The 22,756-nt window shown below is 77.5% G+C and carries 17 protein-coding genes and 1 pseudogene; 10 read left to right on the plus strand and 8 right to left on the minus strand.

Annotated elements, in window-relative coordinates; all coding sequences use genetic code 11:
- Positions 1–242: 242 nt before the first annotated feature.
- From NX801_RS22640 to NX801_RS22650, 3 genes and pseudogenes are all read left to right on the plus strand, one after another.
- The gene (locus tag NX801_RS22640; RefSeq protein WP_258789688.1) at positions 243–1,877 is read left to right on the plus strand and encodes a lycopene cyclase family protein; all 1,635 of its coding nucleotides are present in this window, start codon (positions 243–245) and stop codon (positions 1,875–1,877) included.
- Positions 1,874–2,575, plus strand: a pseudogene (locus NX801_RS22645) (methyltransferase domain-containing protein); the annotation flags it as partial. The gene NX801_RS22640 and the pseudogene NX801_RS22645, both read left to right, overlap by 4 nt.
- A 197-nt stretch (positions 2,576–2,772) precedes the next feature.
- On the plus strand, positions 2,773–4,323 hold the full coding sequence (locus NX801_RS22650; protein ID WP_258789689.1) for an FAD-dependent oxidoreductase: 1,551 nt from the start codon (positions 2,773–2,775) through the stop codon (positions 4,321–4,323).
- 60 nt (positions 4,324–4,383) lie between these two features.
- Here the strand turns inward: NX801_RS22650 and NX801_RS22655 are convergent, their stop codons facing one another.
- From NX801_RS22655 to NX801_RS22670, 4 genes are all read right to left on the minus strand, one after another.
- Positions 4,384–5,508: a DUF5914 domain-containing protein gene (locus NX801_RS22655; RefSeq protein ID WP_428986202.1), complete on the minus strand. Its 1,125-nt coding sequence runs from the start codon at positions 5,506–5,508 to the stop codon at positions 4,384–4,386.
- Positions 5,505–6,542, minus strand: a complete 1,038-nt coding sequence (locus NX801_RS22660; protein WP_258789764.1) for a phytoene/squalene synthase family protein — start codon at positions 6,540–6,542, stop codon at positions 5,505–5,507. Before NX801_RS22660 ends, NX801_RS22655 begins: the two co-directional genes overlap by 4 nt.
- A 94-nt stretch (positions 6,543–6,636) precedes the next feature.
- Positions 6,637–8,154, minus strand: a complete 1,518-nt coding sequence (gene crtI, locus NX801_RS22665; RefSeq protein WP_258789690.1) for a phytoene desaturase family protein — start codon at positions 8,152–8,154, stop codon at positions 6,637–6,639.
- Positions 8,151–9,419: a polyprenyl synthetase family protein gene (locus tag NX801_RS22670; protein WP_258789691.1), complete on the minus strand. Its 1,269-nt coding sequence runs from the start codon at positions 9,417–9,419 to the stop codon at positions 8,151–8,153. Before NX801_RS22670 ends, crtI begins: the two co-directional genes overlap by 4 nt.
- A gap of 407 nt (positions 9,420–9,826) precedes the next feature.
- On the opposite strand from NX801_RS22670, the gene NX801_RS22675 reads away from it, so the two are divergent.
- Entirely contained in the window at positions 9,827–10,378 is a 552-nt protein-coding gene (locus tag NX801_RS22675; RefSeq protein WP_258789692.1) for an RNA polymerase sigma factor, read from the plus strand.
- Positions 10,379–10,804: 426 nt separating this feature from the next.
- Here NX801_RS22675 and pgm read toward each other — a convergent pair whose 3' ends face one another.
- The gene (pgm, locus tag NX801_RS22680) at positions 10,805–12,445 is read right to left on the minus strand and encodes a phosphoglucomutase (alpha-D-glucose-1,6-bisphosphate-dependent) (protein WP_258789693.1); all 1,641 of its coding nucleotides are present in this window, start codon (positions 12,443–12,445) and stop codon (positions 10,805–10,807) included.
- Positions 12,446–12,584: 139 nt separating this feature from the next.
- Here pgm and NX801_RS22685 point away from each other — a divergent pair, with 139 nt between their 5' ends.
- Positions 12,585–13,169: a DoxX family protein gene (locus NX801_RS22685; RefSeq protein ID WP_258789694.1), complete on the plus strand. Its 585-nt coding sequence runs from the start codon at positions 12,585–12,587 to the stop codon at positions 13,167–13,169.
- Between the two features lie 279 nt (positions 13,170–13,448).
- On the opposite strand, the gene NX801_RS22690 is transcribed toward NX801_RS22685, so the two are convergent.
- Both NX801_RS22690 and NX801_RS22695 read right to left on the minus strand, forming a co-directional pair.
- Positions 13,449–13,874, minus strand: coding sequence for a DUF6003 family protein (locus NX801_RS22690; RefSeq protein ID WP_258789695.1), 426 nt, complete (start codon positions 13,872–13,874; stop codon positions 13,449–13,451).
- Positions 13,875–14,033: 159 nt separating this feature from the next.
- Positions 14,034–14,471 carry an ATP-binding protein gene (locus tag NX801_RS22695; RefSeq protein ID WP_258789696.1) on the minus strand — a complete coding sequence of 146 codons (438 nt, stop codon included), beginning with the start codon at positions 14,469–14,471 and terminating at the stop codon, positions 14,034–14,036.
- A gap of 556 nt (positions 14,472–15,027) precedes the next feature.
- On the opposite strand from NX801_RS22695, the gene NX801_RS22700 reads away from it, so the two are divergent.
- Positions 15,028–16,071, plus strand: coding sequence for a tetratricopeptide repeat protein (locus NX801_RS22700; RefSeq protein WP_258789698.1), 1,044 nt, complete (start codon positions 15,028–15,030; stop codon positions 16,069–16,071).
- Positions 16,072–16,268: 197 nt separating this feature from the next.
- The gene (locus tag NX801_RS22705) at positions 16,269–17,300 is read left to right on the plus strand and encodes a polyprenyl synthetase family protein (protein WP_258789699.1); all 1,032 of its coding nucleotides are present in this window, start codon (positions 16,269–16,271) and stop codon (positions 17,298–17,300) included.
- A 28-nt stretch (positions 17,301–17,328) separates the two neighbouring features.
- Here NX801_RS22705 and NX801_RS22710 read toward each other — a convergent pair whose 3' ends face one another.
- Entirely contained in the window at positions 17,329–20,187 is a 2,859-nt protein-coding gene (locus NX801_RS22710; protein WP_258789700.1) for a hypothetical protein, read from the minus strand.
- 360 nt (positions 20,188–20,547) lie between these two features.
- Between NX801_RS22710 and NX801_RS22715 the strand changes: the two genes are divergently transcribed.
- From NX801_RS22715 to NX801_RS22725, 3 genes are all read left to right on the plus strand, one after another.
- Positions 20,548–20,736 carry a hypothetical protein gene (locus NX801_RS22715; protein WP_258789701.1) on the plus strand — a complete coding sequence of 63 codons (189 nt, stop codon included), beginning with the start codon at positions 20,548–20,550 and terminating at the stop codon, positions 20,734–20,736.
- Positions 20,737–20,747: 11 nt separating this feature from the next.
- On the plus strand, positions 20,748–21,467 hold the full coding sequence (locus tag NX801_RS22720; RefSeq protein ID WP_258789702.1) for a hypothetical protein: 720 nt from the start codon (positions 20,748–20,750) through the stop codon (positions 21,465–21,467).
- Positions 21,468–21,664: 197 nt separating this feature from the next.
- A complete protein-coding gene (locus NX801_RS22725; protein ID WP_428986203.1) occupies positions 21,665–22,756 on the plus strand; it encodes a DUF6895 family protein in 1,092 nt (363 codons plus the stop codon).

Raw genomic sequence — 22,756 nt, forward strand, 5'->3', positions numbered from 1 at the left:
GTGCATCCGGCCGGGGCCGGGGCACCGAAGTACGGAAAGGCGCCGGAAGCGGCCGGTCCGGAGGGTAGGCAGGAGCCCGGACCGGGACGCGGTCCCGGCGCGCGGGCCAGGGCGCCGGTGCCCCGGGCGGGACGGCCGGGGCCCGCGCTCCGGCGCCGGACGGTCGATGGCGCCGGGCGGGCGGTGGTGACGGACGACGGTGACGGACGACGGATGACGGCGAGCGGAAGCGAGGTGGTCGCGTGGCGGCGGAGTACGCGGAGTACGCCGACGTGGTGATCGTCGGCGCGGGCGCGGCCGGCCTCTCGCTCGCCGACGCCCTGACCGCCCCCGGGGCCGGCCGGCCCCGCTCCGTCACCCTGGTGGAGGCACCGGACGGCCCGCTGCGCCCGCCGGAGCGCACCTGGTGCTTCTGGGAGGCGGGGGAGGGCCCGTACGAGGACGCGGTGGCGGCCCGCTGGGACCTGCTGCGGGTCCACGCCCCGGACGGCACCGCCCTGGACGGGGCGCCGGCGCCGCTGACGTACAAGATGATCCGGTCCGCCCGCTTCACCGAACTGGTCGGCGCCCGGCTCGCCGCCCGGCCGGGGGTACGGCTGCTGCGGGCCACCGTGGAGCGGATCCGCGACCTCCCGGCGGCCGGAGACCGGCCCGGGGACCGGTCGCGCCCGGGGCCCGGAGCCCGGACCGGCCCCGGAGCCCCGCCCGGACCCGGGGCCCGGCCGGGGCGCGAGGCCCGGCCCGGGGGCGGACTCCGGACCGGAGCCGGAGTGCGGGGCGGGCCCGAGACGCCGCCCGCACCTGAGGCCCGGCCCCGACCCGGTCCCGAAACTCCGTCCGGTCCCGAAGCCCGGCGCCGGCCCGAGACTCCGCCCGGCCCCGGGGCCCGGATGAGCCCCGAAGCCTCGCCCGGGCCCGAGGCCCAGGCCGGGCCCGGAGCCCCGCCCGGTCCCGGGGCCTCGCCCGGACCCGGGTTCGGCCCCGGCGGGGGCGCGCCTCGCGCGGAGGTGGTCTGCGCGGCGCCGGACGGGCGGCGGACGGTTCTGCGGGCCCGGTGGGTGTACGACTCCCGGCCGCCCGCTGCCCTGCCGCCCGCCCGCACCACCCTGCTCCAGCACTTCCGGGGCTGGTTCGTCCGTACCGCCCGGCCGGCCTTCGACCCGGCCGTGGCCACCCTGATGGACTTCCGGGTGCCCCGGCCCGCCCATGGCCTGGCCTTCGGCTATGTGCTGCCGCTCGGGGAGCGCGAGGCGCTGGTCGAGTACACCGAGTTCTCCCGGCGCCCGCTCTCCCGGCCGGAGTACGACGAGGCGCTGGGCCGGTACGCGGCCGGGGCACTGGGGCTCGGCGCCTTCGAGGTCACCGCCGCCGAGCAGGGGGTGATCCCGATGACCGACGCCCGGCTGCCGCGCCGCACCGGGAGCGGCGTCTTCCGGATCGGCGCGGCCGGCGGGGCGACTCGGCCCGCCACCGGCTACACCTTCGCCGCCGTCCAGCGGCAGAGCGCGGCCATCGCGGCCGGTCTGCGGGCCGGGCGGGACCGGCCCCCGCCGCCGCCCCACTCGCGCCGGGCGCTCGCCATGGACGCCGTGCTGCTGCGTGCCCTGGACACCGGGCGGATCGACGGGCCGGACTTCTTCGCCCGCTTGTTCGGCAGCGTGCCGTTCGACCGGATGCTCCGTTTCCTGGACGGGGGCACCCGGCTCCGGGAGGACCTGTCGATCGGCTTCGCCACCCCGGTCGTCCCCATGCTCCGCACCGCCGCCGAACTCCCCTTCCTCCGGCGGACGGAGCACCCCGTGCCGCCCTCCGGACAACCCACCCCACCCGCTTCGGCTCCGACCGTCCGGGACACCAGGGAGAAGAGCAGCCCATGACCCTTCTGCGGGACGCGGACCTCGCCCGCGCCTTCGACCACGCCGCCCCCGGCTACGACCGGCTCACCGGACTCAACCCCGGCTACCACGCCGATCTGCGGCGCTCCGCCCGGCGGTTGCGGCTGTCGGACGGGGGAGCGGGGCTGCGGGTCCTGGACCTCGGCTGCGGCACCGGCTCCTCCACCCGGGCGCTGCTGCGCGCCGCCCCGTACGCGGAGATCACCGCCGCCGACGCCTCGGCCGGCATGCTGGCCCGGGCCACCGCCAAACGCTGGCCCGGACAAGTGAACTTTGTGCACGCGCCCGCCGAACGGCTGGCCGAGGCCGGCGTCACCGGGCCCTTCGACGCGGTGTTCGCCGCCTACCTCTTCCGCAATGTCGCCGACCCGGACGCCGTACTGGCCGCCGTCCGTGCCCTGCTGCGCCCCGGTGGCCGGCTGGCGGTCCACGACTACAGCCTCAGCGGCTCCCCGGCGCACCGGGCGGTATGGACCGCCGTCTGCCGGGGCGTGATCCTGCCGGCCGGGGTGCTCACCGGGGACGCCGGGCTCTACCGCCACCTCTGGCGCAGTGTGCTCGGCTTCGACACCGCGCCCGCGTTCGCCGCCCGCCTCGCCCGGGCCGGGTTCACCGGGGTCCGGGGCGTGCCGGTGCCCGGCTGGAGCACCGGGGTGGTGCACACCTTCGTGGCCCGCAACCCCCCGGCCGGCAAGGACCCCGGGGACCCCGGAGACCCCGAAGGCATCGAAGGCCTCGGCCCGGACGCCCGTACCACCGGGTCGCCCGGCGACGGCGACGACACGGGCGCTCGTGCCCCCGGGACGGCGGAGGCCCCCCGTGCCGCCGGGGGCACCGGGGCCGGCGAGCGGGGCCGGGCCGGCCGGGGCGGTGGAGCGTGAAGCCGGGCCGGGACCGCCGGGCCGAGCTGCTGCCCGTCGTCCCCGGGCGCCACCGCTGCCCGGACGACGGACCCCGCACCGCCGTCGTCGGCGGTGGGATCGCCGGACTCGCGGCGGCCACCGCGCTCGCCGAACGGGGTGTACGGGTCACCCTGTACGAGCGCGAGACGGTGCTCGGCGGCCGGCTGGCCGGCTGGCGGACCGAGCTGGCGGACGGCTCGGCGGCCACCATGAGCCGGGGTTTCCACGCCTTCTTCCGCCAGTACTACAACCTCCGTGCCCTGCTGCGGCGTGCCGACCCCGGACTCTCCGCGCTGGTGCCGCTGCCCGACTATCCGCTCCGGCACAGCGGCGGGCTCACCGACAGCTTCGCCCGGGTGCCCCGCACCCCGCCCTGGAGCGCGCTCGGCTTCGCCGCGCTCAGCCCCAGCTTCGGCCCCCGTGACCTGGCCGCCCTCCGGCCCCGGGCGGCCCTGCCGCTGCTCGACGTACGGGTGCCCGAGGTGTACGAGCGGTACGACACCACCAGCGCCACCGACTTCCTGGCCGCCGTGAACTTTCCCGAGGCCGCCCACCACCTGGCCTTCGAGGTCTTCTCCCGCAGCTTCTTCGCGGACCCGGCCGACCTCTCCGCCGCCGAGCTGCTGGTGATGTTCCACATCTACTTCCTGGGGTCCGCCGAGGGGCTGCTCTTCGACGTGGTGCGCGAGCCCTTCCCACAGGCGCTCTGGGACCCGCTCGCCGCCCGGCTCGACCGGCTCGGCGCCCGGATCCGCACCGGCACCGCCGTCGACACCCTGAAGCCCACCGCCGACGGGGGGTTCGCCGTCACCGCGGGCGGCACCACCGAGGAGTACACCGCGGCCGTGCTCGCCCTGGATGTCACCGGGGCCCGCCGACTGGTCGCCGCCTCACCCGAGTTGGGGGACGCCGCCTGGCGGGAGCGGATCGCCGCCCAGCCGGTCGCGCCGCCCTTCCTGGTCTCCCGGCTCTGGCTGGACCGTCCGCTCCGCGCCGGCCGGCCCGGTTTCCTCGGCACCAGCGGCTACCGGGGCCTGGACAACATCAGTGTGCTGGACCGCTGGGAGGGCGAGGCGGCCCGCTGGGCGCGGCGGACCGGCGGCTCGGTGGTGGAACTCCACGGATACGCGGTGGACCCGGCCGCCGACCGGGGCGCCGTCCAGGAGCTGCTGCTGGAGCAACTGCGCGCCGTCTACCCCGAGTCGGCCGGCGCCCGGGTGGTGGACGCCCGCCACGAGTGGCGCGCCGACTGCCCGCACTTCCCGGTCGGCGGCTACCGCGCCCGGCCGACCGTGCACACTCCGGACCCGGCGCTCGTCCTCGCCGGCGACCACCTGCGCACCGAGCTGCCGGTGGCGCTGATGGAGCGGGCCGCCACCACCGGCTTCCTCGCCGCCAACCGGTTGCTGCGCCGCTGGGGCGTACGCGGCCACCCGCTCTGGACCGTGCCCCGCCGGGGCCGGTACGCCCCGCTCCGGGCCCTCGCCCGGCTGGCCGGCCCGGCACCCGGGGCGGCCCGGCGGTAGCGGGGGAGGGGCGGGTGCCTCGCGCGGGCCCCGCCCCGCCACCCCCGGCTCAGCCCCGGTTCAGCCCGGGAACCGTCCCGTGCTCCGCAGCAGCCACCGCCGCTCGGCGTACGCCAGGTCGTCCCGCCAGAGCCGCCCGGAGGCCCACCGGATGAGCGGCCGCAGGGCGGGGGCGGCGGTGCGGGCCACCGCGAACCCCGGCCGGTCCGAGGCGGCGACCACCGCCTCCACCACCGCCGTGCGCGGGCTGCCGTCCGGCCCCGGGCCCAGCGGGGTGGCATGGGTCTCCACCACCGAGCCGGCGCCCTCGCCCCCCGTGATGCGCATGACCACGGTGCGCGGCCCGGGCGCCGTGAACTCCGCCCGCACCGGCACCACCAGCCGCCCGGCCACCCTGAACGACACATCCACCACGAACGCGTCCCCGTCCACGGCGGCGTCCGTGCCGGGGCCCGGTTCCGCACCCGCCGCCCGCGCCTCGCCCGGACCGACCGCCGAGCCGCCCCCCGCCGCTTCCTCCCCGGGCGCCGACACCACCGTCAGACCGACGAAGGAGTACGGGTGGAACCAGGCGCCGTGCCAGGGGTCCAGCCGGTTGGCCACCACGTCCTCGGGCTCACACCGCCCCACCGCCGTGTGCACCGCGTCCACCGCGCCGCGCCCGGGGCGGACCGGCACCACCGGCCGTTCCAGCGGCGGTTCCCCGCCCACCGTGTCCAGCCGCACCCAGACGAGCACCCCGTCGTCATGGACGGGGAACGGCTCCCAGCCGGCGAACGGTCTTCCGTCCAGGGCCAGTCCGTGCCAGTGGCAGACCACCGTCCCGCACACCACCCGGCTCTCCCCGAGCGGGGCGCCCAGATGCGGACAGCTCCCCTGACCGGCTCGCACCTCCCCGTCCGGGCCCCGCCAGGCGATCACCTCCACCCCGGCCACCGTGCGCCCGAACGGCCGGGCCCGGCCCGCCGCGATCTCCCGGGAGGCGCCCAGGACATACCAGTTGCCGGACGGCCGCGCCGCCGCCCGCTTCACCGCCGCCGCGATCAGCCCCGGGCGCGCGGCCCGCCAGGTCGGGGCCTGCCGCTCCCACGGCTCGGGCCGCCGCACCCGCAGCGGCAGCCCGCGCCGCCGCCCCGGAGGCGTACCCCTGCCCGCCGTACCGCCGCTCGCCGTACCGCTGTTCACATCCGCCGCCCTTCCCGCCCGGCCGCCGTCACCGGACCCGTCACCGGGGAGCCCGCCGCCACCGCGCCCGTCACCGCCCGACCCGCCGCCACCGGTCCGCCCGCCGGGCGGAGCCGGGCGCCGAGCACGGCCGCCAGACCGGTGAGCGCCACCGCCGCCCGGCGCCGCCGGGGCACCACCGAGCGCCGGTGCAGCACCGGGTAGCCGTCCGCCGCGACGGCGTCCAGGATCCCCCCGTACAGCACGAACGCGGTCCGGACGCAGGGCCGGGTCCGGGGCTCCAGCATCGCCAGGCCCGGGTGCGCCTCCCGGTAGACGCCCCGGGTCAGCGCCGCGGTGGCCTCCAGGGCGGCCCGGATCCGGCGGTCGGGGCGGCCGGTCGCCCGGGACCACCGCAGCAGCTCCCGGTCCACCCCGTGCGCCGCCAGCAGATCGCCGGGCAGATAGATCCGGCCCCGGTCCAGGTCCTCGCCCACGTCCCGCAGGAAGTTGGTGAGCTGGAAGGCCACCCCCAGCGCGGCCGCGTGCGGTGCCGCCGTGTCCCGGTCGGTCACCGTGCCCAGCACCGGCAGCATCTGGAGCCCGATCACCGCCGCCGACCCGTGCATATAACCCATCAGGTCGTCGTAGGTGGGATAGTCGGTGACGGTCAGATCGCTGCGCATCGAGGCGAGGAAGTCCTCGAAGTGGGCGTGCGGAATGGCGTACCGGCGGGCCGTGTCCGCGACCGCCCGCACCACCGGTTCGTCGCTCCGCCCGTCCCGCAGCCCGGCGGTGAGCCGCGCCGAGAGCGCCGCGAGCCCGGCCTCCCGCTCGGCCGTGCCGAGCCCGGTGGTCAGGTCGTCCACGATGTCGTCGGCCCAGCGGGCGAAGCCGTACAGCGCGTGCACGGCCGGCCTGCGTTCCACCGGCAGCAGCCGGGTGGCGAGGAAGTAGGTCTTGCCGTGCCGGGAGTTGAGCCGCCGGCAGTGGGCGTAGGCGGCGCGCAGCGCGGGTTCGGTGATCCCGGCCGCGTCGAGTTCGTGCCGTGTCAGGGCCGAGGGCGGTGCCATGGCCGGAGGCGGTGTGGTGGCCCGAGGCGGTGTCCCGGCGGGGGACGATGTCACGGTGGGGTGCGGTGTCATGGTGTCAGGCGCTCCGGGCTCCGGTGATGCGCGAGGCCGCCAGCTTTCCGCTGATCAGCACGGTGGGTACCCCCACACCGGGGGTGGTGCCGCAGCCCGCGAGTACGGCGTTGGGCACGCCCCGCACCAGATTGCGGGGGCGGAACGGGCCGGTCTGGGCGAAGGTGTGCGCCGCCGAGAAGGGCGTCCCCGCGGCGTGACCCAGCCCCGCCCAGTCCGCCGGGGTGACCAGCAGCTCCTCCTCCACCGAGGCGCCGAAGCCGCCGAGCCCCCGCTTCTCCAGCGTCTCCAGGAGCGACTCCCGGTAGCGGGGCCCCAGTTCGGACCAGGCCCGGGCCGGCGGGCCCACCGCCGTGTTGGGGCAGGGGGCCAGCACATAGTGGAGATGCCGGTCCGGGGGCGCGAGGCCCGGGTCGTGCGCGGTGGGCCGGGTGATCAGCAGCGAGGGATCGCTCATCGTCCGTCCGGCGCGGGTGAGTTCGTCGAAGGTGCGCTCCCAGGCGTCCCCGAACGACAGGGTGTGATGGGCAAGGCCCGGCCAGGTGCGGCGGGTGCCCGCGTGCAGCACCACCGCCGACGGCGCGTACCGCAGGGACACCGGGCGGCGCGGCGCCCGGCCCAGCAGCCGGTAGGCGACCGGCAGATCGGGCGTCAGCACCACCGCGTCGCACCGCAGTTCCTCCCCGTCGCCGGGTGAACCGCCCGGCGGGGCCAGCCGTACGGCGCCGATCCGGCCGTCCGCCGCCCGGGGGAGCGCCGTCACCTCCCGCCCGTACCGGAACTCCGCCCCGGCCGCGCGCGCCGCCTCCGCCATCGCCCGGGGCAGCGCGTGCATTCCGCCGCGCGGGAAGTACACCCCGGCCACTGTGTCCATGTAGGCGATCACCGCGTAGGCGGCCAGCGCCCGGGCCGGCGGCACCCCCGCGTACAGCGCCTGGAACGAGAAGACCCGGCGCAGCCGGGGGTCGCGCAGAAACCGCCCGATCCGCGCGTCCAGCCGGCCGAAGCCGCCCAGCGCCGCCAGCCGGGCCAGGTCCGGATGGACCAGTTGGCGCGGCGAGTCGAAGTTGGCGTCGATGAACCGGCGCAGCTGGGCCCGGTACAGCCGCTCCAGCCACACCCGCAGCCGGACGTACCCGGCCGCCTCGCGCGGGCCGGCGAACCGGCGCACCTCCTCCTCCATGGCGTCCGCCCGGGTGTGCACGTCCAGCCGGGAGCCGTCCGCGAACCACGCCCGGTACGCCGGATGCAGCTCCAGCAGCTCCACCCGCCGGGCCAGCGAGTCGCCCACCGCCGCGAACGCCTCGTCGGCCAGCTCGGGCATGGTCAGTACGGTCGGCCCGGTGTCGGCCAGATAGCCGCCGCCCAGCCGCACCCGCCCCGCCCGGCCGCCAGGACCCGGTTCCCGCTCGACCACTGTCACCCGGCGGCCCGCGCCCAGCAGATGGAGCGCCGCCGCAAGCCCCGCGAGCCCGGCGCCCACCACGACCACATGGTCGGTCCGCCCCGGCACCGTCCTCATCCGCGCTCCCCGCCGGCCGCCGGCACCAGGCCCGCCGCCCGGTCCACCAGCTCACCGATGCGCCGGGCCACCTCCGGATCGCCCGGCAGCCCGGCCAGCCGGCGGTGGCTCAGCTCGGCCAGCCGGGTGATCTCCCGCTCCACCGCCGCCCGGGCGCCGGTCGACTCCAGCGCCGCCAGCGCCGCGTCCAGCCGCCCGTCGTCCGGTGGCGGCGCTCCGGCGGACCCGTCCGGCGACGGCGCCCCGGCGCGGCCGCCCGGTGGGGGCTCCAGCGCCGCCAGCGCCGCCGTGTCACCGGCCTCCCGGGCCAGTCGGCGGGCCACCGCGCGCAGATAGGTGGGCTTCCCCTCCCGTACGTCCTCGCCGCACGGCTTCCCGGTCACCGCCGGGTCCCCGAAGGCACCCAGCAGGTCGTCCCGGAGCTGGAAGGCCACGCCCGCGCACCGCCCGGCCGACCGCAGCAGCTCCAGGGTGGCGGTGTCCGCGCCCGCCAGCGCCGCGCCCAGCGCCAGCGGACGTTCCACCGTGTAGAGGGCGCTCTTGAGGCGGGCGATGCGCATCGCCCGCTCGGGCGGCACCGCCCCGGCGGCCTGGGCACGCAGGTCCAGATACTGGCCGGCCACCATCTCGGTCCGCATCGCCCGCCACTCCCGGCGCAGCGCCCCGGCGCGCTCGGGCCCGTCGAACTCCCGTACCCCGGCGGCGGTCTCGGCGAAGAGATCGTCGGCCCAGCTCAGCGCCAGATCGCCGGCGAGCACCGCGCCCGCCGAGCCGAACGCCGCGCTGGAGCCGCGCAGCCCGGCCCCGGCGTGCTGATGGGCCAGCCGGGTGTGCACGGCCGGTGCCCCGCGCCGTACCGCCGACTCGTCCATCAGATCGTCGTGGATCAGCGCACAGGTCTGGATCAGCTCCAGGGCGGCCCCGGTGCGCAGCGCGGCCCCCGCCGCCGGGCCCCGCCCGGTCCCGCCGCCGGCCCGGTGGCCCCACCACACGAACCCGGCCCGCAACCGCTTCCCGCCCCGCAGCGCGAAGTCCGCCACCCGGCCGGCCAGGTCTCCGGCGAAGAGCGCGTCCACCTCCGCCGCCTCCCGCATCCGCTCCCGCACACAGGCGCCGAGCACCGCCTCCACCGCCCCGGCCACATCGGCGTCCGCTCCCGGCCCGCCGTCGCCCGCCGCGCCGGGGTGAGGGCGCGCCCCGGCCCGGTGCGTACCGGCGGGGTGACGGCCTGGGTGGCCGGTCGGTGTCACCTGCGTACCGGGCATGCGGGCCCCTTCGGTTCGGATGCGGTCTGCGACGGGTGATCAGGGCGATCGGGAGCGCTCGGGCGATCGGGGGAGGGGCGCTCGGGAGAGGGAGGTGCGGCGGTACGGGGGTGGCGTGAGTCCGTGAGTGGCGTGAGCACATGGGTGGCGCGCGTACGGGAGTGCTCCAGGAGTACGTCAGTACTTCGGCCGCCGGAGCGCTTCCGGATGCGCCCGAGCCCGTCCGTTCACCCGTCCGCACCGCGCGTACCACCCCGGTCTCACCCGTTCGGGTGCGGGCGGGGGGCTACCTGTGCACGAACGACGCACCTTGCCCGGCCCCTTCCGGACGATCAATCCTGACCGGACCGACGCCGGGTCACCCGGTCCGGGCGGCTCCGCCCGAGCCGGGCGGGAGGAGCAACAGGATGGACGCCACGGCCACCGCCGACCGCGCGGCCGATGAACTCGCCCGCGGACTGCTGCGCGGCGACGAGCGGAGCTTCGAGGCGATCTACCGGCGCTGGAACCCGCTGGTCACCACCCTGGCGGCCCGCACCCTCGGGGACCCCCGGGAGGCGGAGGACGTGGCCCAGCAGGTGTTCCTGGCCGCCTGGCGGGGCAGGGCCGGCTTCCGGCCGGAACGCGGGCCGCTCGCCGCCTGGCTGGTCGGGATCACCCGGCGCAAGACGGTCGACGCGCTCGCCGCCCGCCGGCGCCGCACCGATCTGCCGGCCGCACCGCCGGCCGCCGCCCCCGGTCCCGGCCCTGACGAGCTGCTCGACCGGCTGGTGGTCGCCCGGGAGCTGGGCCGGCTGCCCAGCGCCCAGCGGGAGGTGCTCTGCCTGGCCTTCTACGCCGACCTGACCCAGAGCCAGATCGCGGAACGGACCGGCATTCCGCTGGGCACCGTCAAGAGCCATGTCCGCCGGGGTCTGCGCCGGCTCCGCGACCGCGTCGAGGAATCCTCCGGGCCCTGACCGCCCGGCCCCCGGGGGCGGGCCGCTCCCGGAGGGCCGGGGGCGCCGGGGCAGCCGGGGACCACCTCCCCTGACCGCCCCGTCCCGCTGTGCCCGCCCGGCCCGGACCCGCGGGGCCCCGAACCACCGCCCGGGACCGCGTACGCGCCGGCCGGCCCCGGGCGGTGCCCCACGGACCGGAGCGGTGCCTCACGACCGGAGCGGGCCGGTTCCCCGGGCGCGCCCGGGCCGCCCGGGAGCCCGAATCGCCGGGTCCGCCCCGTACGGCCGGGCCCGCCCCGCAGCATCAGGCGGGCCCCGGAACCTCCGGCCGGCCCCCGGTCGTACAGGCCCCGGCCGGCTCCGGTCCATGGCCCCAGGGCCCGCCCGGCAGAACCGCAGCACCGGGACCCGCAGAACCGCAGCGCCGGGGGGCCCGGCAAGGGCTCAGCCGGCGAGCGCTCCCGCGACCACGGCGCGGGCCTCGTCCTGGACCCGGGCCAGGTGCTCCGGGCCGCGGAAGGACTCGGCGTACACCTTGTAGACGTCCTCGGTGCCCGAGGGACGGGCCGCGAACCAGGCGGACTCCGTGCTCACCTTGATCCCGCCGATCGACGCCCCGTTGCCCGGGGCCTCCGTCAGTACGGAGGTCACCGGCTCCCCTGCCAGCTCCTTGGCGCCCACCTGCTCGGGGGAGAGCCGGCCCAGTACCGCCTTCTCCTCCCGGGTGGCGGGCGCGTCGATCCGGGCGTACGCCGGCTCGCCGAACCGCTCGGTGAGCGCCGTGTAGTGCTCGCTCGGCGTCCGGCCGGTCACCGCCAGCATCTCCGAGGCGAGCAGCGCCAGCACGATGCCGTCCTTGTCGGTCGTCCACACCGAACCGTCCCGGCGCAGGAAGGAGGCGCCTGCCGACTCCTCCCCGCCGAAGCCCAGCGTCCCGTCGAGCAGCCCCGGGACGAACCATTTGAAGCCGACCGGCACCTCCACCAGCTCCCGGCCCAGATCGGCGGCGACCCGGTCGATCATCCCGGAGGAGACCAGCGTCTTGCCGACCCGCGCCCCGGCCGGCCAGCGCTCCCGGTGGCGGTAGAGGTAGTGGATCGCGGTGGCCAGATAGTGGTTGGGGTTCATCAGCCCGCCGTCCGGCGTGACGATCCCGTGCCGGTCGGCGTCGGCGTCATTGCCGGTGGCGATGGCGTACCGGTCGCGCGCCTCGATCAGGGAGGCCATCGCGTACGGCGAGGAGCAGTCCATCCGGATCTTGCCGTCCCAGTCCAGCGACATGAACCGCCAGGTCGGATCGGTGTGCGGGTTGACCACCGTGAGGTCGAGCCCGTACTCCTCCGCGATCCGCCCCCAGTACGCCACCGACGCCCCGCCCAGCGGGTCCGCGCCGATCCGCACCCCGGCCGCCCGCACCACGTCCAGGTCGAGCACGGAGGAGAGGTCCCGGACGTAGGAACCGAGGTAGTCGTACCGCCCGGTGGTCGGCGCGGCCAGCGCCCGGGACCAGGACAGCCGCCGGACGTCCTTGAGGCCGCCGGTGATCAGCTCATTGGCCCGGTCCTGGATCCAGCCGGTGGCCCCGGAGTCCGCCGGGCCGCCGCTGGGCGGGTTGTACTTGAAACCGCCGTCGGACGGCGGATTGTGCGAGGGCGTCACCACCACCCCGTCGGCCAGTCCCGCCGTACGCCCCCGGTTGTGGGTGAGGATCGCGTGCGACACGGCGGGCGTGGGGGTGTAGCCGTCGGCGGAGTCGATGAGCACCGTCACCCCGTTGGCCGCGAACACCTCCACCGCCGTCACCCGGGCCGGCTCGGAGAGGGCGTGGCTGTCCGCGCCCAGGAAGAGCGGGCCGTCGATGCCCTGCCGGGTCCGGTACTCGCAGATCGCCTGGCTGGTCGCCGCGATGTGGTCCTCGTTGAAGGCGGTGGCCAGTGAGGACCCGCGGTGGCCCGAGGTGCCGAAGGCGACGCGCTGGGCGGGGTCCGCCGGGTCCGGGTGCAGGCTGTAGTACGCGGTCACCAGCCGGGCCACATCGGTGAGGTCCTCCGGCCCCGCCTGCTGTCCCGCACGCTCGTTCGGCATCGTCCACTCCCTGGGAAAACGTTCGGTGCGACCGGTGTGCTCACCATGATCGCCCGTTGGTGTTCATTTTGTCCGTCCGCTGCTCCGCGCGGCCGTACCCCTCCGGCATGCCCCGTGCGCGCGCGGGCACCCGTCCCCCATGGCGATTCTCCGAAAACTGGCCCGTCCGCTGCTCGCGTCCACCTTTGTGACCGGGGGCCTCAACGCCCTGCGCCACCCCAAGGAACTGGCCCCGGTGGCCGAACCCGTGACCGCGCCCCTCACGGCGCGCATCCCGCTGCTCCCCGAGGACCCGGCCCAGCTGGTCCGGCTCAGCAGCGGTGTCCAGGTCGGCGCGGGCGTCCTGCTCGCCCTGGGGCGGGTGCCCCGGCTCTCCGCCCTGGCCCTGGCGGCCACCCTGGTGCCCACCACCCTGGCCGGGCACGCCTTCTGGGCGGAGGAGGACCCGGAGCGGCGGGCCCAGCAGCGCATCCACTTCTTCAAGAACGTGGCGCTGGTCGGCGGGCTGCTGATCGCCGCCGCCGACACCCACGGCAAGCCCTCGCTCGCCCACCGGTCGCGCCGCGCCGCCACCGAGGGCCGCCGCGCCGCGCGTCGCTCCGCCCGGACGGCCGACCGCTCGGCCCGGCTGGCCGCGGGGGCGGTCTCCGCCCGTACCGGCCGCGCCGCCGCCCGCGCCCGCTCCGCGGCCCACACGGCCGGCAAGCGGCTGCCGGTCGGCTAGCCGGCTCCGGCGGGCGGGCGTACGGCGCCAGGCGCGACCCGGGCGGATCCGGCGGACACCGGGTGCGTCCGGTGAGCCGGGCCGGGGCGCCGTGACGACGGGGACACGGTGGAGGGCGGCGGACCGATCGGTCCGCCGCCCTCCACCGTGTCGGCCGCCGGCCGACCGTGCCAGTAGCCAGTAGCCAGTAGCCAGTAGCCAGTAGCCAGTCGCTCGCCGGTCGACGGGAATCCGGGCCGCCCGTCGCCGGGGGCCCGGTGCTCAGACACTCAGGTCTCGTCAGACCGCGGCGGCCGCGGTCAGCTCGGCGGGCTCCACCCCGGTCAGCTCGACGATCCGGTGCGCCGGGACGCCCGCCGCCAGTGCCTTGCGCAGCAGCGCGTCCCGGCCCTCCGCGGTGTCCCGGAAGGCGAGCAGCTCCTCCTCGACCCGGGCGACGGTGTCCGTCGCCCCGGCCCGCCGCACTCGCTCCAGCTCCTCGTCGGCCAGCGGCACCGGCAGCCGCTCGGCGTCCTCGGGGATCATCCCGGTCTCCTCGGGAGCCGCCACCCGTACGGCGGGGGAGGCCGCGTCCATCCGCTGGGCGGCGAACCAGGCCCGTACCGCCGGGGTCTCCAGGCACTCCAGCTCACCGACGAGCGACAGGGGAATGCCCTGCCACCCGGCCGTGTCGTCCGCGAGGAACAGGTAGGCGTCATCCGTCATGGTGGGTTCACTCTCCCGGAACTGCTGTGCCGTCGGTCGCGGACCCGATACCCGCTCCGGGCCGCCCCATGACAGCACTGTCACCCCATTGCCGGAACCCCGCCGGAATTACGCCCGGAACTCCGCCGGAATCCCGCCGGAGCCCTCACCGGTACGGCCTCAGCCCGGAAGGTGCGAGGGGTGGCGCGCGGGCCGGCCCGGCGGCGTGAAGCAGGCGGTGATGGTCTTGCCGTCCGTCTGCGGATGGATGTCCCAGCTGTCCGCCAGCGCGTCGACGATGGCCAGCCCCCGGCCGTGCGGGGAGACGGTGTCCGGCCGCCGGGGCGAAGGCAGCCCGGGACCCGAGTCGTGCACGCTGACGTGCAGACACCGGCTGTCCCAGGTCAGCACCAGCTGAGCGTTGCTGTGGGCGTGCACATGGGCGTTGGTGATCAGCTCCGAGACGGTCAGCAGGACCGCGTCCACCGTCTCCGGCGCGCCGGCGGTCCACGGCAGCGCGTCCAGATGGTCCCGGGCCCACTGGCGTCCGGCCCGCACCCCGCGGGTGATCGGAAACGACTGGGCCCAGCCCACCGCCCTGATCGACGAATCGGTCATGGCACCTCTCCCATGCGGTAAGTGACCTCGTGCGGATACCCGCCCGCGCCCGCCTCATGGCGCCCGAAGCGGAGCGCGGGGAGCGCCCGGCGCACGGCGGGGCGCGAACCACGCGCACGGCGGTGCGACGGGCCCCCGGGACCCGGCGGAACGGCCAGTCCGGCGGTGCGCCCGCACCGCCCCGGCCGGTGCCCGGCCGCCGGCCGCCCGGGAGCGCCGGAGCCGACCGGCTCACACGGCGTGTCCGCCTCCCCGAGAGCGAACCCCGGTCGCTGTCCCCCGAGCGAATCCCGGTGGCCGTGTCCCCCGAGCGAATCCCGGTGGCCGTCCCGGGGTGAATTCCGGTGGCTGTCCCCGGAGCGCGTCCCGGTCGCCGTCGCCGGCCGTCCGGGAGCGCCGCGAATCGTCCCGCCCGGGGTGGAACCTCCACGGGCGGAAGATCCTCTTCCCTCCCGAGCGCGCGCGATCAATCGCAGAAGACGGACGAGAGGGAGGACCACCGTGGCACGTCCGACGCCCTTATGGGCCGGCGGTCCTCCCCGAGGGAAAGGCACTCATGTACGGCAAAGCGCTCGCTCCCGAGTACCAGGGCGCCCTCAGCGACCTGTCGGTGAACTCCTCCCTCACCGAGGTACTCACCGCGGCCGAGGAACAGATGGCCGCCGCCCGGCGCGGCGGCGACCCGCGGGAGACCGCACGTGCCGCCCTGGCCGTGGCCGAGGCACACCGCAGGCTCGGTGACATACGCGCCGCCGACCGGGCGTGGAAGACCAGTTACCGCACGGCCCGGTCGGCCGGTGACGCCTCCGCCATGGCCTGGGCGCTGTGGAGCGGCGGCACCCTGGCCCGGCAGCGCGGCGCCCTGCCGCTCGCCTTCCGGCTGCTGCGCCACGCCGCCGACACCGGCAAGCGGAGCGGCGACGTCGTGGCGTACGGCTACTCGCTGGCCGGGCTCGCCGAGACCGGCCGCATCCAGGGCGACTACCCGGCGGTCGAGGCGCTCCACGGCGAACTGCTGGCCGAGGCCCGGCGGCGCGGCGAGGCCCGGCACACCGTCTGGGCGCTGGAGGGCATCGCTCAGATCCACCGCAACACCGGCCGCTACGACACCGCCTACGCCATGTTCGAGGAGGCGGCGGAGATAGCCGAGCGCGCCGACGACCGGCGCGGCCACGCCTGGGCGTTGCGGGGCCTGGCCGACATCGTCTCGGTACGCGACGGCGACACCGGCCACGCGCTGGAGCTGCTCACCCGCGCCGAGGCCACCTGCCGGACGATGAACCTGTCCAGCGCGCTCGCCTACAACCACAAGATGCGCGCCAACGTCCTCTACCGGGCCGGGCGTTACCCGGAGGCGGCCCGGATGTACGAACTGGCGCTCGGGGAGTTCCGGGAGATGGACGAGCCGCGCGGCGAGGCGCTGGCCCGGCTCGGCGGCGTCAAGTGCCGGGCCAGGCTGGGCGAGGACCCCGCGCGCACGGCGGCCGAACTGGCGGAGCTGCGGGTGGTGCTGGACCGGATCGGGCTCCGGCACGCCCGGGAGATGGTCGACCGGGCCCACGGCGAACTGGGCCTGACGGCACCGGAGGAGACCCGGTGACGCGCCGGACGACGACCGTACGGTCCGCGCCCGTCGCCGAGGACTCCGTCTCCGGCCACCCCCCGGGGTGCCCCGGAGCCGCCGGCCCCCGCCCCGGGGCCGCCACCGGTACGGCCGGCGGGCCGGACGGCTCCGGTTCCGGAGGTCCCGGCCCCGGGGGTCTCGGCACTGCGGGTTCCGGCGGCTCCCGGGAGGACATGGCGGCCACCGCAGGACGGGTCCTCGACCGCTGCCGCGCCCTGGTCGGGCCCGCGCTGCGGGACCGGGTGGCGCGGCTGCACGACTGGCCCGCCGGGATGGCCGGCTACGCCTTCGGCTGGAACGACGCCGAGGGGCGGCCGGAGTCCGGGCGGGCGGCCGGCGGCAAGGGGCTGCGGCAGGCGCTGGCCGTACTGTGCGCCGAGGCCGCCGGGGCCCCCGGGGCGGTCGCGGTGGACGCCGCCGTCGCGGTGGAGCTGGCGCACACCTTCTCGCTGCTGCACGACGACATCATGGACGGCGACGAGACCCGCCGGGGGCGCCCCAGCCTCTGGGCCGCCTACGGCACGGGGCCGGCGGTACTGGCGGGCGACGCGCTCCTGGCGCTCGCCTTCGAGGTGCTGGCCGACGCCCCGCACGGCGGTGCGGCGGTGCGCCGGCTCGCCCGCGACCTGCGCGAACTGGTGGCCGGCCAGTCCGACGACCTGCTCTTCGAGGGCCGGCCCTGGACGGGTCCCGAGGCGGTGGACCCCGCCGCGTACACGGCGATGGCGGAACGGAAGACGGGCGCCCTGCTCGGCTGTGCCGCCGCCCTCGGGGCGCTGCTCGCCGGGGCGCCCGCCGCCACCGTGGAGGCCCTGTCGGCGGCCGGCCGGGACCTGGGCACGGCCTTCCAGATCCAGGACGACGTGCTCGGGCTGTGGGGCGACCCGGAAGTGACCGGCAAGCCGGTCGGCGCCGATCTGCGCCGGGGCAAGAAGACGCTCCCGGTGCTCGCCGCGCTCGCCGGACCCGCCCCGGCGGCGGACCGGCTCGCCGCCCTGCTCACGGCGGACGGCGCGCCGGACGGTGACCGGCTGCGCCGGGCCCTGGAGCTGGTGGAGGCGGCCGGTGGCCGGGACGCCGCGCTGGCCGAGGCGGACCACCGCCTCGGCCGGGCCCGGCGCCGCCTCGGGAGCGTTCCGCTGCGGCCGGAGCCGGCGGCGGAACTGCTCGCCCTGCTGCCGTTCGCCGTGGGGCGGAGCGGCTGACCGGGCGAGCGGCGCCGTGCGGCCGGCCTCAGAGCTGACCGGGGGTGCCGGGCAGATCCGCGGGACCGGCGTACCCGGCCCCGGGTGTCCCGGACGCTCCGCCGGGGGCTCCGGGGGCGCCGGTCGTCCCGGGGGCCGCGGGCACATGGCTCCCGGCCCCGGGGGCCCCGGGCGCGGGGTCCGGCGTCCCGGCGGTGGGCCCGGGCGTGCCCGTGCCCGCCTCGGGCGCCGCGCCCGGGGATCCGGAGGCGGCGCCGGTGCCGGTGCCGGGCACGTCGACGTCCCGCAGGTGCCGTAGCAGCGCCGTACCGGCGAGGGCCGCGGCCACCGCCGCGCTCACCACGGCGGCCGTCTCGGCCCACGGGAACCGGGCGCCGAGTCCGCCGTCCAGCAGCGGCAGGTCGCCGACCGCCGCCACCGCGTGCAGCGCGACCACGCCCACCGCCGTGGCGGCGGTGACGGTCCAGGCCCGCGCGGTGTCCCGGATCAGCAGCCAGCCGCTGGTCAGGGCGCAGAACACGGTGACCCCGAGGCACACCAGATCGGTGTTGTCCCCGTTGCCGAAGGTGCCCATGTCGGTGGGCATGTGCACCAGCCCGCAGCCCAGCAGGGACACCGCGGCCGGCAGCCGGAACCCGGAGCGGAGCGGCACGGCCGGGACGGCCCCGGCCCTGGCCCGCTCGTCCTCCTGGGGGCTCCCGTACGCGAACTCCGGGGTGGGCCCCACCGGCGCGGGGGACGCCACCGGAGCGGCCGGGACCACCGGCACCGGGGGTACCACGGGCGCGGCGGGCGCCGCCGGCACGGCGGGCATCACCGAGGTGACCGGCTCCACCGGGGCGGGTGCCACCGGCGCGACGGGCTCCGCCGGCGCGGCGGGCCGGGCCCGCTCGACGGGTGCGGCCGGCTCCACCGGTTCCACCGGCTCGACGGGGCCGACGGGTCCGGCGGCGGGCCGGAGCCAGGCGGGTTCCGTCGCCGTGCCGCCGGCCGGGCCGCCCGGTGCCGGCCCGGCCGGAGCGGCGGACCCGCCCGCGAACCCGGGCGCCGGGGCCTGGGTGCCGCCGGCCGGGCCGGGGCCGGCCGGCGGAGCGCCGGTCGCGGCCGTACCGGTGTCAGTGGCGGCGGGCCGGGCGCCGGGCGGGGTGCCGATCCCGGTGGGGGGCACCGGCACGCCCGGGGCGCCGTTACGGGGGCCGGTGGGCCAGGCGGTGTCGCCCTCGGTGCCGAGGATGCTCACCAGCTGGGCCACCTCCTCGATCGGGCGTCCCACGGCCGCCGCGCGCAGCGCGGTGTCGGCCTCCTCCAGGTCGTGGTGCGCCTCGTTGAGCAGCACCACCAGCTGCCTGACCTCGTCCAGCGGACGGGAGACCGCGGCGGCGCGCAGCGCCTCGTCGCCGGGGCTGGAGACCGCGCCGGTGCGCTTGAGCAGGGCCACCAGCGCGGCGACCTCCTCCAGCGGCCGGTGGGTCGCGGCCGTCCACAGCAGAGTGTGTATCGGGTTGTCCCCGTTGTCCGGGGTCTGGGCACCGGTGCCGGTCACCGTCGCGCCGGCCGCGACCCGGCGCCGCCTGGCCTCGTCCCGTTCGCTGTCCCGGCCGCGCGGCGCCGTCCCCGGACCGGCGGTCCCAGCGGTGTCCCGCGGCCGTGCGCCGGTGCCGGACGTGCCGTCCTCCCGCGCCCCGCCCGGGGCGGATTCCGCACCGGCGGCGGGCCGGGCGGCGGCGGTGTCCCACGGCGGGACGGAGAACGGCGGCGCCGAGAAGGGCGGGACCGGGAACGGCGTGGCCGGTGAGCCCGGCGTCTCGAAGTGCGGGGCCCGGAACGGCACCGGACGGTGGTCCGGCGTACGGGACTCCGCCGGGCGCGGCTCCTGCTCCGGCCCGCTGTGCCCCTCCGGGCGGCCGTGGCGCTCGGGCCCGCCGTGCTGCCCGGGGGCGCCGTACTCCTCCGCCCGGCCGTGCTGTTCGGGCCCGCCGTGGTGTCCAGGGTCACCGTGCTGCTGTTCGGGCCGGCCGTGGTGCTCGGGGGCGCCGTGCCGCTCGGGCCCGCTGTGCTGCTCCGGGCCGCCGGGCCGTGCCGGGTGGGTGTGGTCCTCCGGCGCCCCGTCGGCCCGGTGGTGCTGCTCCCGGACCGCCGCCGGGAGCCCGGTCGTCCGGGCCCCGGCCGGTGCCGCCGGCTCCGGCCCGGCGGACGCCCCGTGGCCTGTCCCGGGGTACGCCGGCCGCTCGGCCGCGGCCGGCTCACCCGCCCGCTCCGGGTCCTCGTACCGCCGCGACTCGCGACCGGTGACGGCGGCGGGCCGCTCGCCCGTCTCCGCCGCGCCGGACTCCCTGACACCGCCACCGGCCGGCGGCGCGGCGGAAACGACAGGGGGAACGGAGGGGACGACGGGGGGAACGGGAGGGACGACGGGGGGGACGGGAGGGGCCGGCGGATGCGGCCGGGTGGAGGGCGCCTCGTACTCCGGGACCGTGCCACCGGACCGGGAGTCCGGTGGCACGGGCGCCGTGAAGTCCCCTCCCGGAGCCCCGAAGTCCGCCGCCGGGGCCGCGAAGTCGCCCCGCGATCCGGCCGGATCCGCCCGTACGGCGGTGCTCTGACCCTCCGGCAGGTAGTGCGGGGCCCGGTACTCCGGGGCCAGCGGCCGGCGGACCGGTTCGGGGTGCGGTTCGGAACGGGGCACGCCGCCCAGCGCGCCCGGCAGCACCTCGGGCGGGACCCGGGGCGGGAGATGGGCCGGGTCCGGTTGTGGCTCGGCGCGGATCGCGTCCGGCGCCGGCCCGGCCGTACCCGGCGGAACCACCGGGTGTCCGGGCGCGGCACCGTACGGGCCCGGCGCGCCGTCCGGGGCCGTCGGCGGGGGAGTTGTGGGTTCGGTTGTCATGGCGCGGCTCCGTTCGCCGTGCGTCGCGGTGAGGCACACACCGTGTCGGTCAGGAACGCGCCAGGAGGGCGCGTCGGTCCATCTAGAGGGCATGCCGGGAAAACGCGCCAACGGGCCGTGGCAGACGGGGGTGGGGTTACGGCGAACGGGTGGTTGCCCAGGTGAATATTGCACCTTCAACTTGCCGTTGAAAATTGGACGATAACGGCATGTCACCCGGCGCCGGGTGAGTGGGGGAGTGAGGGGCCGTGACCAGCCACGATCGGTCGTGGCAATTGTCCGCATTTGCATGCTTTGTCAGGGTGCGGTCCACTGGACGGAGGAACTGCAGTCTCTACGGCAGACCAAGGAGATGGTGGTATGTCTTCCATCGACCCCGAGGTTCAGGACCGCACCAAGCTTCTGGACACCGAGATCGAGTCCGCTCTCAACCCCATCGAGGTTGACGGCTTCTACCGGGACACCCGCGAGTGCGCGGCGCTGGCCCTGCTCGGCGGCGGCGGCAAGCTCCTCCTCGCGCCTCCCACTCCCCGGCCCAAGAAGGGCTGACGGAGGACTGAATGGATCAGTCCGGTCCTACCACCCGTCTCAGTGACGCGGTGCGGGACCTCGCCGCACAGGTGGTCTCCGCTCTTCGGAGCGGGGGCCACTCCCCTGTGGGCGGGGCCTTCCCCCCGAGCACGGGTGACGATGAGATCACCGTCGCCGCCGTACGCGTCCTCGGCGCCGACACCCTGTTGCCGGACGCTCTGTCGTTCCGGCCCGCCGACCCCGCCGCCGTCGCGCTGGTCGCGCGCGCCGTACGGGCGTTTCCGCCCGGCGCCTCGCCCGCGCCCACCACGGCGTGGAGCCACTGGGCGATGGCCGGCGCCCTGCGCCGCCTCGCGCCCGGCAGCGCGGAACCGGGCGGCAGCGGGGAACCGGGCGGTGCCACCGCCGAACCCGACACGGCCTGGCTCGAGTACGCCCCCTGGCCGGTGCTGACCCATCAGCTCGCCGTCCTGGCCGCCCTCGCCGTACCCGGCTGCGACTCCGGGATCGCCCGGGTCGCCGCGGCCCGGCCGGTCGACGTGGCCCGGGGCTTCGTCCGTGCCGTACGCCGGCGCGACTGGCTCCAGGCGGCGGGCGCCGGACGCTGGCTGACCCTGCTGGACGGCGTACCGGACACCCTGGGACTCGGCACCGGTCTCGAGTTCGTGGGGCTGATGGGCGGTACGGACCCGAGGGTCGTCCTTCACTTGCGGGCGGCCGGGCTGCTGCGGACGGGGGTGCCGGTGTGACCCCCGGAAACGGCGAGCGCCCTGCCCCCGGCGACGGCGGGTACGCGGCCGGGGCCGGGGGTGACGGGTACGCGACCGGGGCCGGTGGCGGGCACCCGGCCGGCGGCGGGGTGGTGGCGACCGCGCCGGCGGCGCCCGTTCGTCCCGCCGGCTCCCGGGGCCCCCGTCCCCGCCCGGGGGGCCTGCCCGAGGACCTCGTGGAGGTGACCCGGACCTCGCTGGACTGGGTCGCCGCCCACCGGGACGGCTTCCGGCTGGGCCCGGACGCGCTGGATCCGGCCGCCGACGTCAACCGCTCCTGGAAGCCGCTCGGCGAACTGGCCCAGGTGTGCGCCCGGGTGCGCTCGCACGGCGCCCCCGGCGGCCCGGCCCGGCGGATCGCCGGCGAACTGCTGGACTTCGCCTGGCGGGAGACCGGCGAGGGCGCCCTGCTCCTCGACCTCCAGCGCCTGGAGCCCGCCGCCACCTATCCGCTGGAGGTATACGCCGTCTTCGCCTCCGCCGGCTACCGGCACCCGGGCTACGAGGAGTTGGCCGGCTCCCTGGTCCGTACCCGGAGCTGGCGCGCCACCGAGATGCACCCCAACCGGCGGCTGGGCGTGCGGAACGCCGAGCGCCGCGCCGGGCTGAGGTCCGGGCCGGCGCCGTTCCCGGCCGCCGGGGTGTCCGGCGCGGAAGCGGGGCCGTACGGTGTCCGGCCCGGCCCGGCGGCGGACGCGGTGCGACCGGACGGCGGGCCGACGGACAGCGGGCCGACGGACCCGGCGGGGTTGGACATCACCTGGCTGGGCGCGCTTCCGGAGCCCTGGCTCTTCGAACGCGCCGCCGGCTACACCCTGACCCATGTGGTCTTCCACCTCACCGACTGGGGGCGGTGGCCGCGGGGCATCCCGCCGGGGCTCGCCGGCTATCTGGACGACTGGCTGCCGGCCTGGCTCGACGGTTGTCTCGACGACGAGCAGTGGGACCTCGGCTGCGAACTGCTGGCCGTCGCCGCGAGCCTGCCGGACGCCCCGGCGCCCGGGCGCTCCGGCCACCCGCCCCGGCCCGCCGCTCTCCGGTCGGGCCCGGAGACGGCCCGGTCCGCGTCCGTCTGGTCCCTGCTCGCCGGGGCGCGGGACGCCGGGGGCGCCATCCCGGAGGTGGGACCGGGGAGTCAGGGTGGGCCCGTACCGCGCGACTTCGCCCACTGCTACCACTCCACGCTGATGGCCGTCTTCGCCGGGACCCTGGTCGCGGCCCGGTTCCGCCGGGACCCGGCACCGGCCGGCCGGGAAGGTCCGTCATGA

The sequence above is a fragment of the Streptomyces pyxinae genome (assembly GCF_024756275.1).
Lineage (GTDB): Bacteria > Actinomycetota > Actinomycetes > Streptomycetales > Streptomycetaceae > Streptomyces > Streptomyces pyxinae.

Bases quoted from the DNA above. Each gene is read 5' to 3' on its own strand.
- NX801_RS22705 (WP_258789699.1), top strand. From the start codon at position 16,269: ATGGCGGCCACCGCAGGACGGGTCCTCGACCGCTGCCGCGCCCTGGTC.
- NX801_RS22720 (WP_258789702.1), top strand. From the start codon at position 20,748: ATGGATCAGTCCGGTCCTACCACCCGTCTCAGTGACGCGGTGCGGGAC.
- crtI (WP_258789690.1), bottom strand. From the start codon at position 8,154: ATGAGGACGGTGCCGGGGCGGACCGACCATGTGGTCGTGGTGGGCGCC.
- NX801_RS22685 (WP_258789694.1), top strand. From the start codon at position 12,585: ATGGCGATTCTCCGAAAACTGGCCCGTCCGCTGCTCGCGTCCACCTTT.
- NX801_RS22700 (WP_258789698.1), top strand. From the start codon at position 15,028: ATGTACGGCAAAGCGCTCGCTCCCGAGTACCAGGGCGCCCTCAGCGAC.
- NX801_RS22710 (WP_258789700.1), bottom strand. From the start codon at position 20,187: ATGACAACCGAACCCACAACTCCCCCGCCGACGGCCCCGGACGGCGCG.
- pgm (WP_258789693.1), bottom strand. From the start codon at position 12,445: ATGCCGAACGAGCGTGCGGGACAGCAGGCGGGGCCGGAGGACCTCACC.
- NX801_RS22675 (WP_258789692.1), top strand. From the start codon at position 9,827: ATGGACGCCACGGCCACCGCCGACCGCGCGGCCGATGAACTCGCCCGC.
- NX801_RS22690 (WP_258789695.1), bottom strand. From the start codon at position 13,874: ATGACGGATGACGCCTACCTGTTCCTCGCGGACGACACGGCCGGGTGG.
- NX801_RS22715 (WP_258789701.1), top strand. From the start codon at position 20,548: ATGTCTTCCATCGACCCCGAGGTTCAGGACCGCACCAAGCTTCTGGAC.
- NX801_RS22670 (WP_258789691.1), bottom strand. From the start codon at position 9,419: ATGCCCGGTACGCAGGTGACACCGACCGGCCACCCAGGCCGTCACCCC.
- NX801_RS22695 (WP_258789696.1), bottom strand. From the start codon at position 14,471: ATGACCGATTCGTCGATCAGGGCGGTGGGCTGGGCCCAGTCGTTTCCG.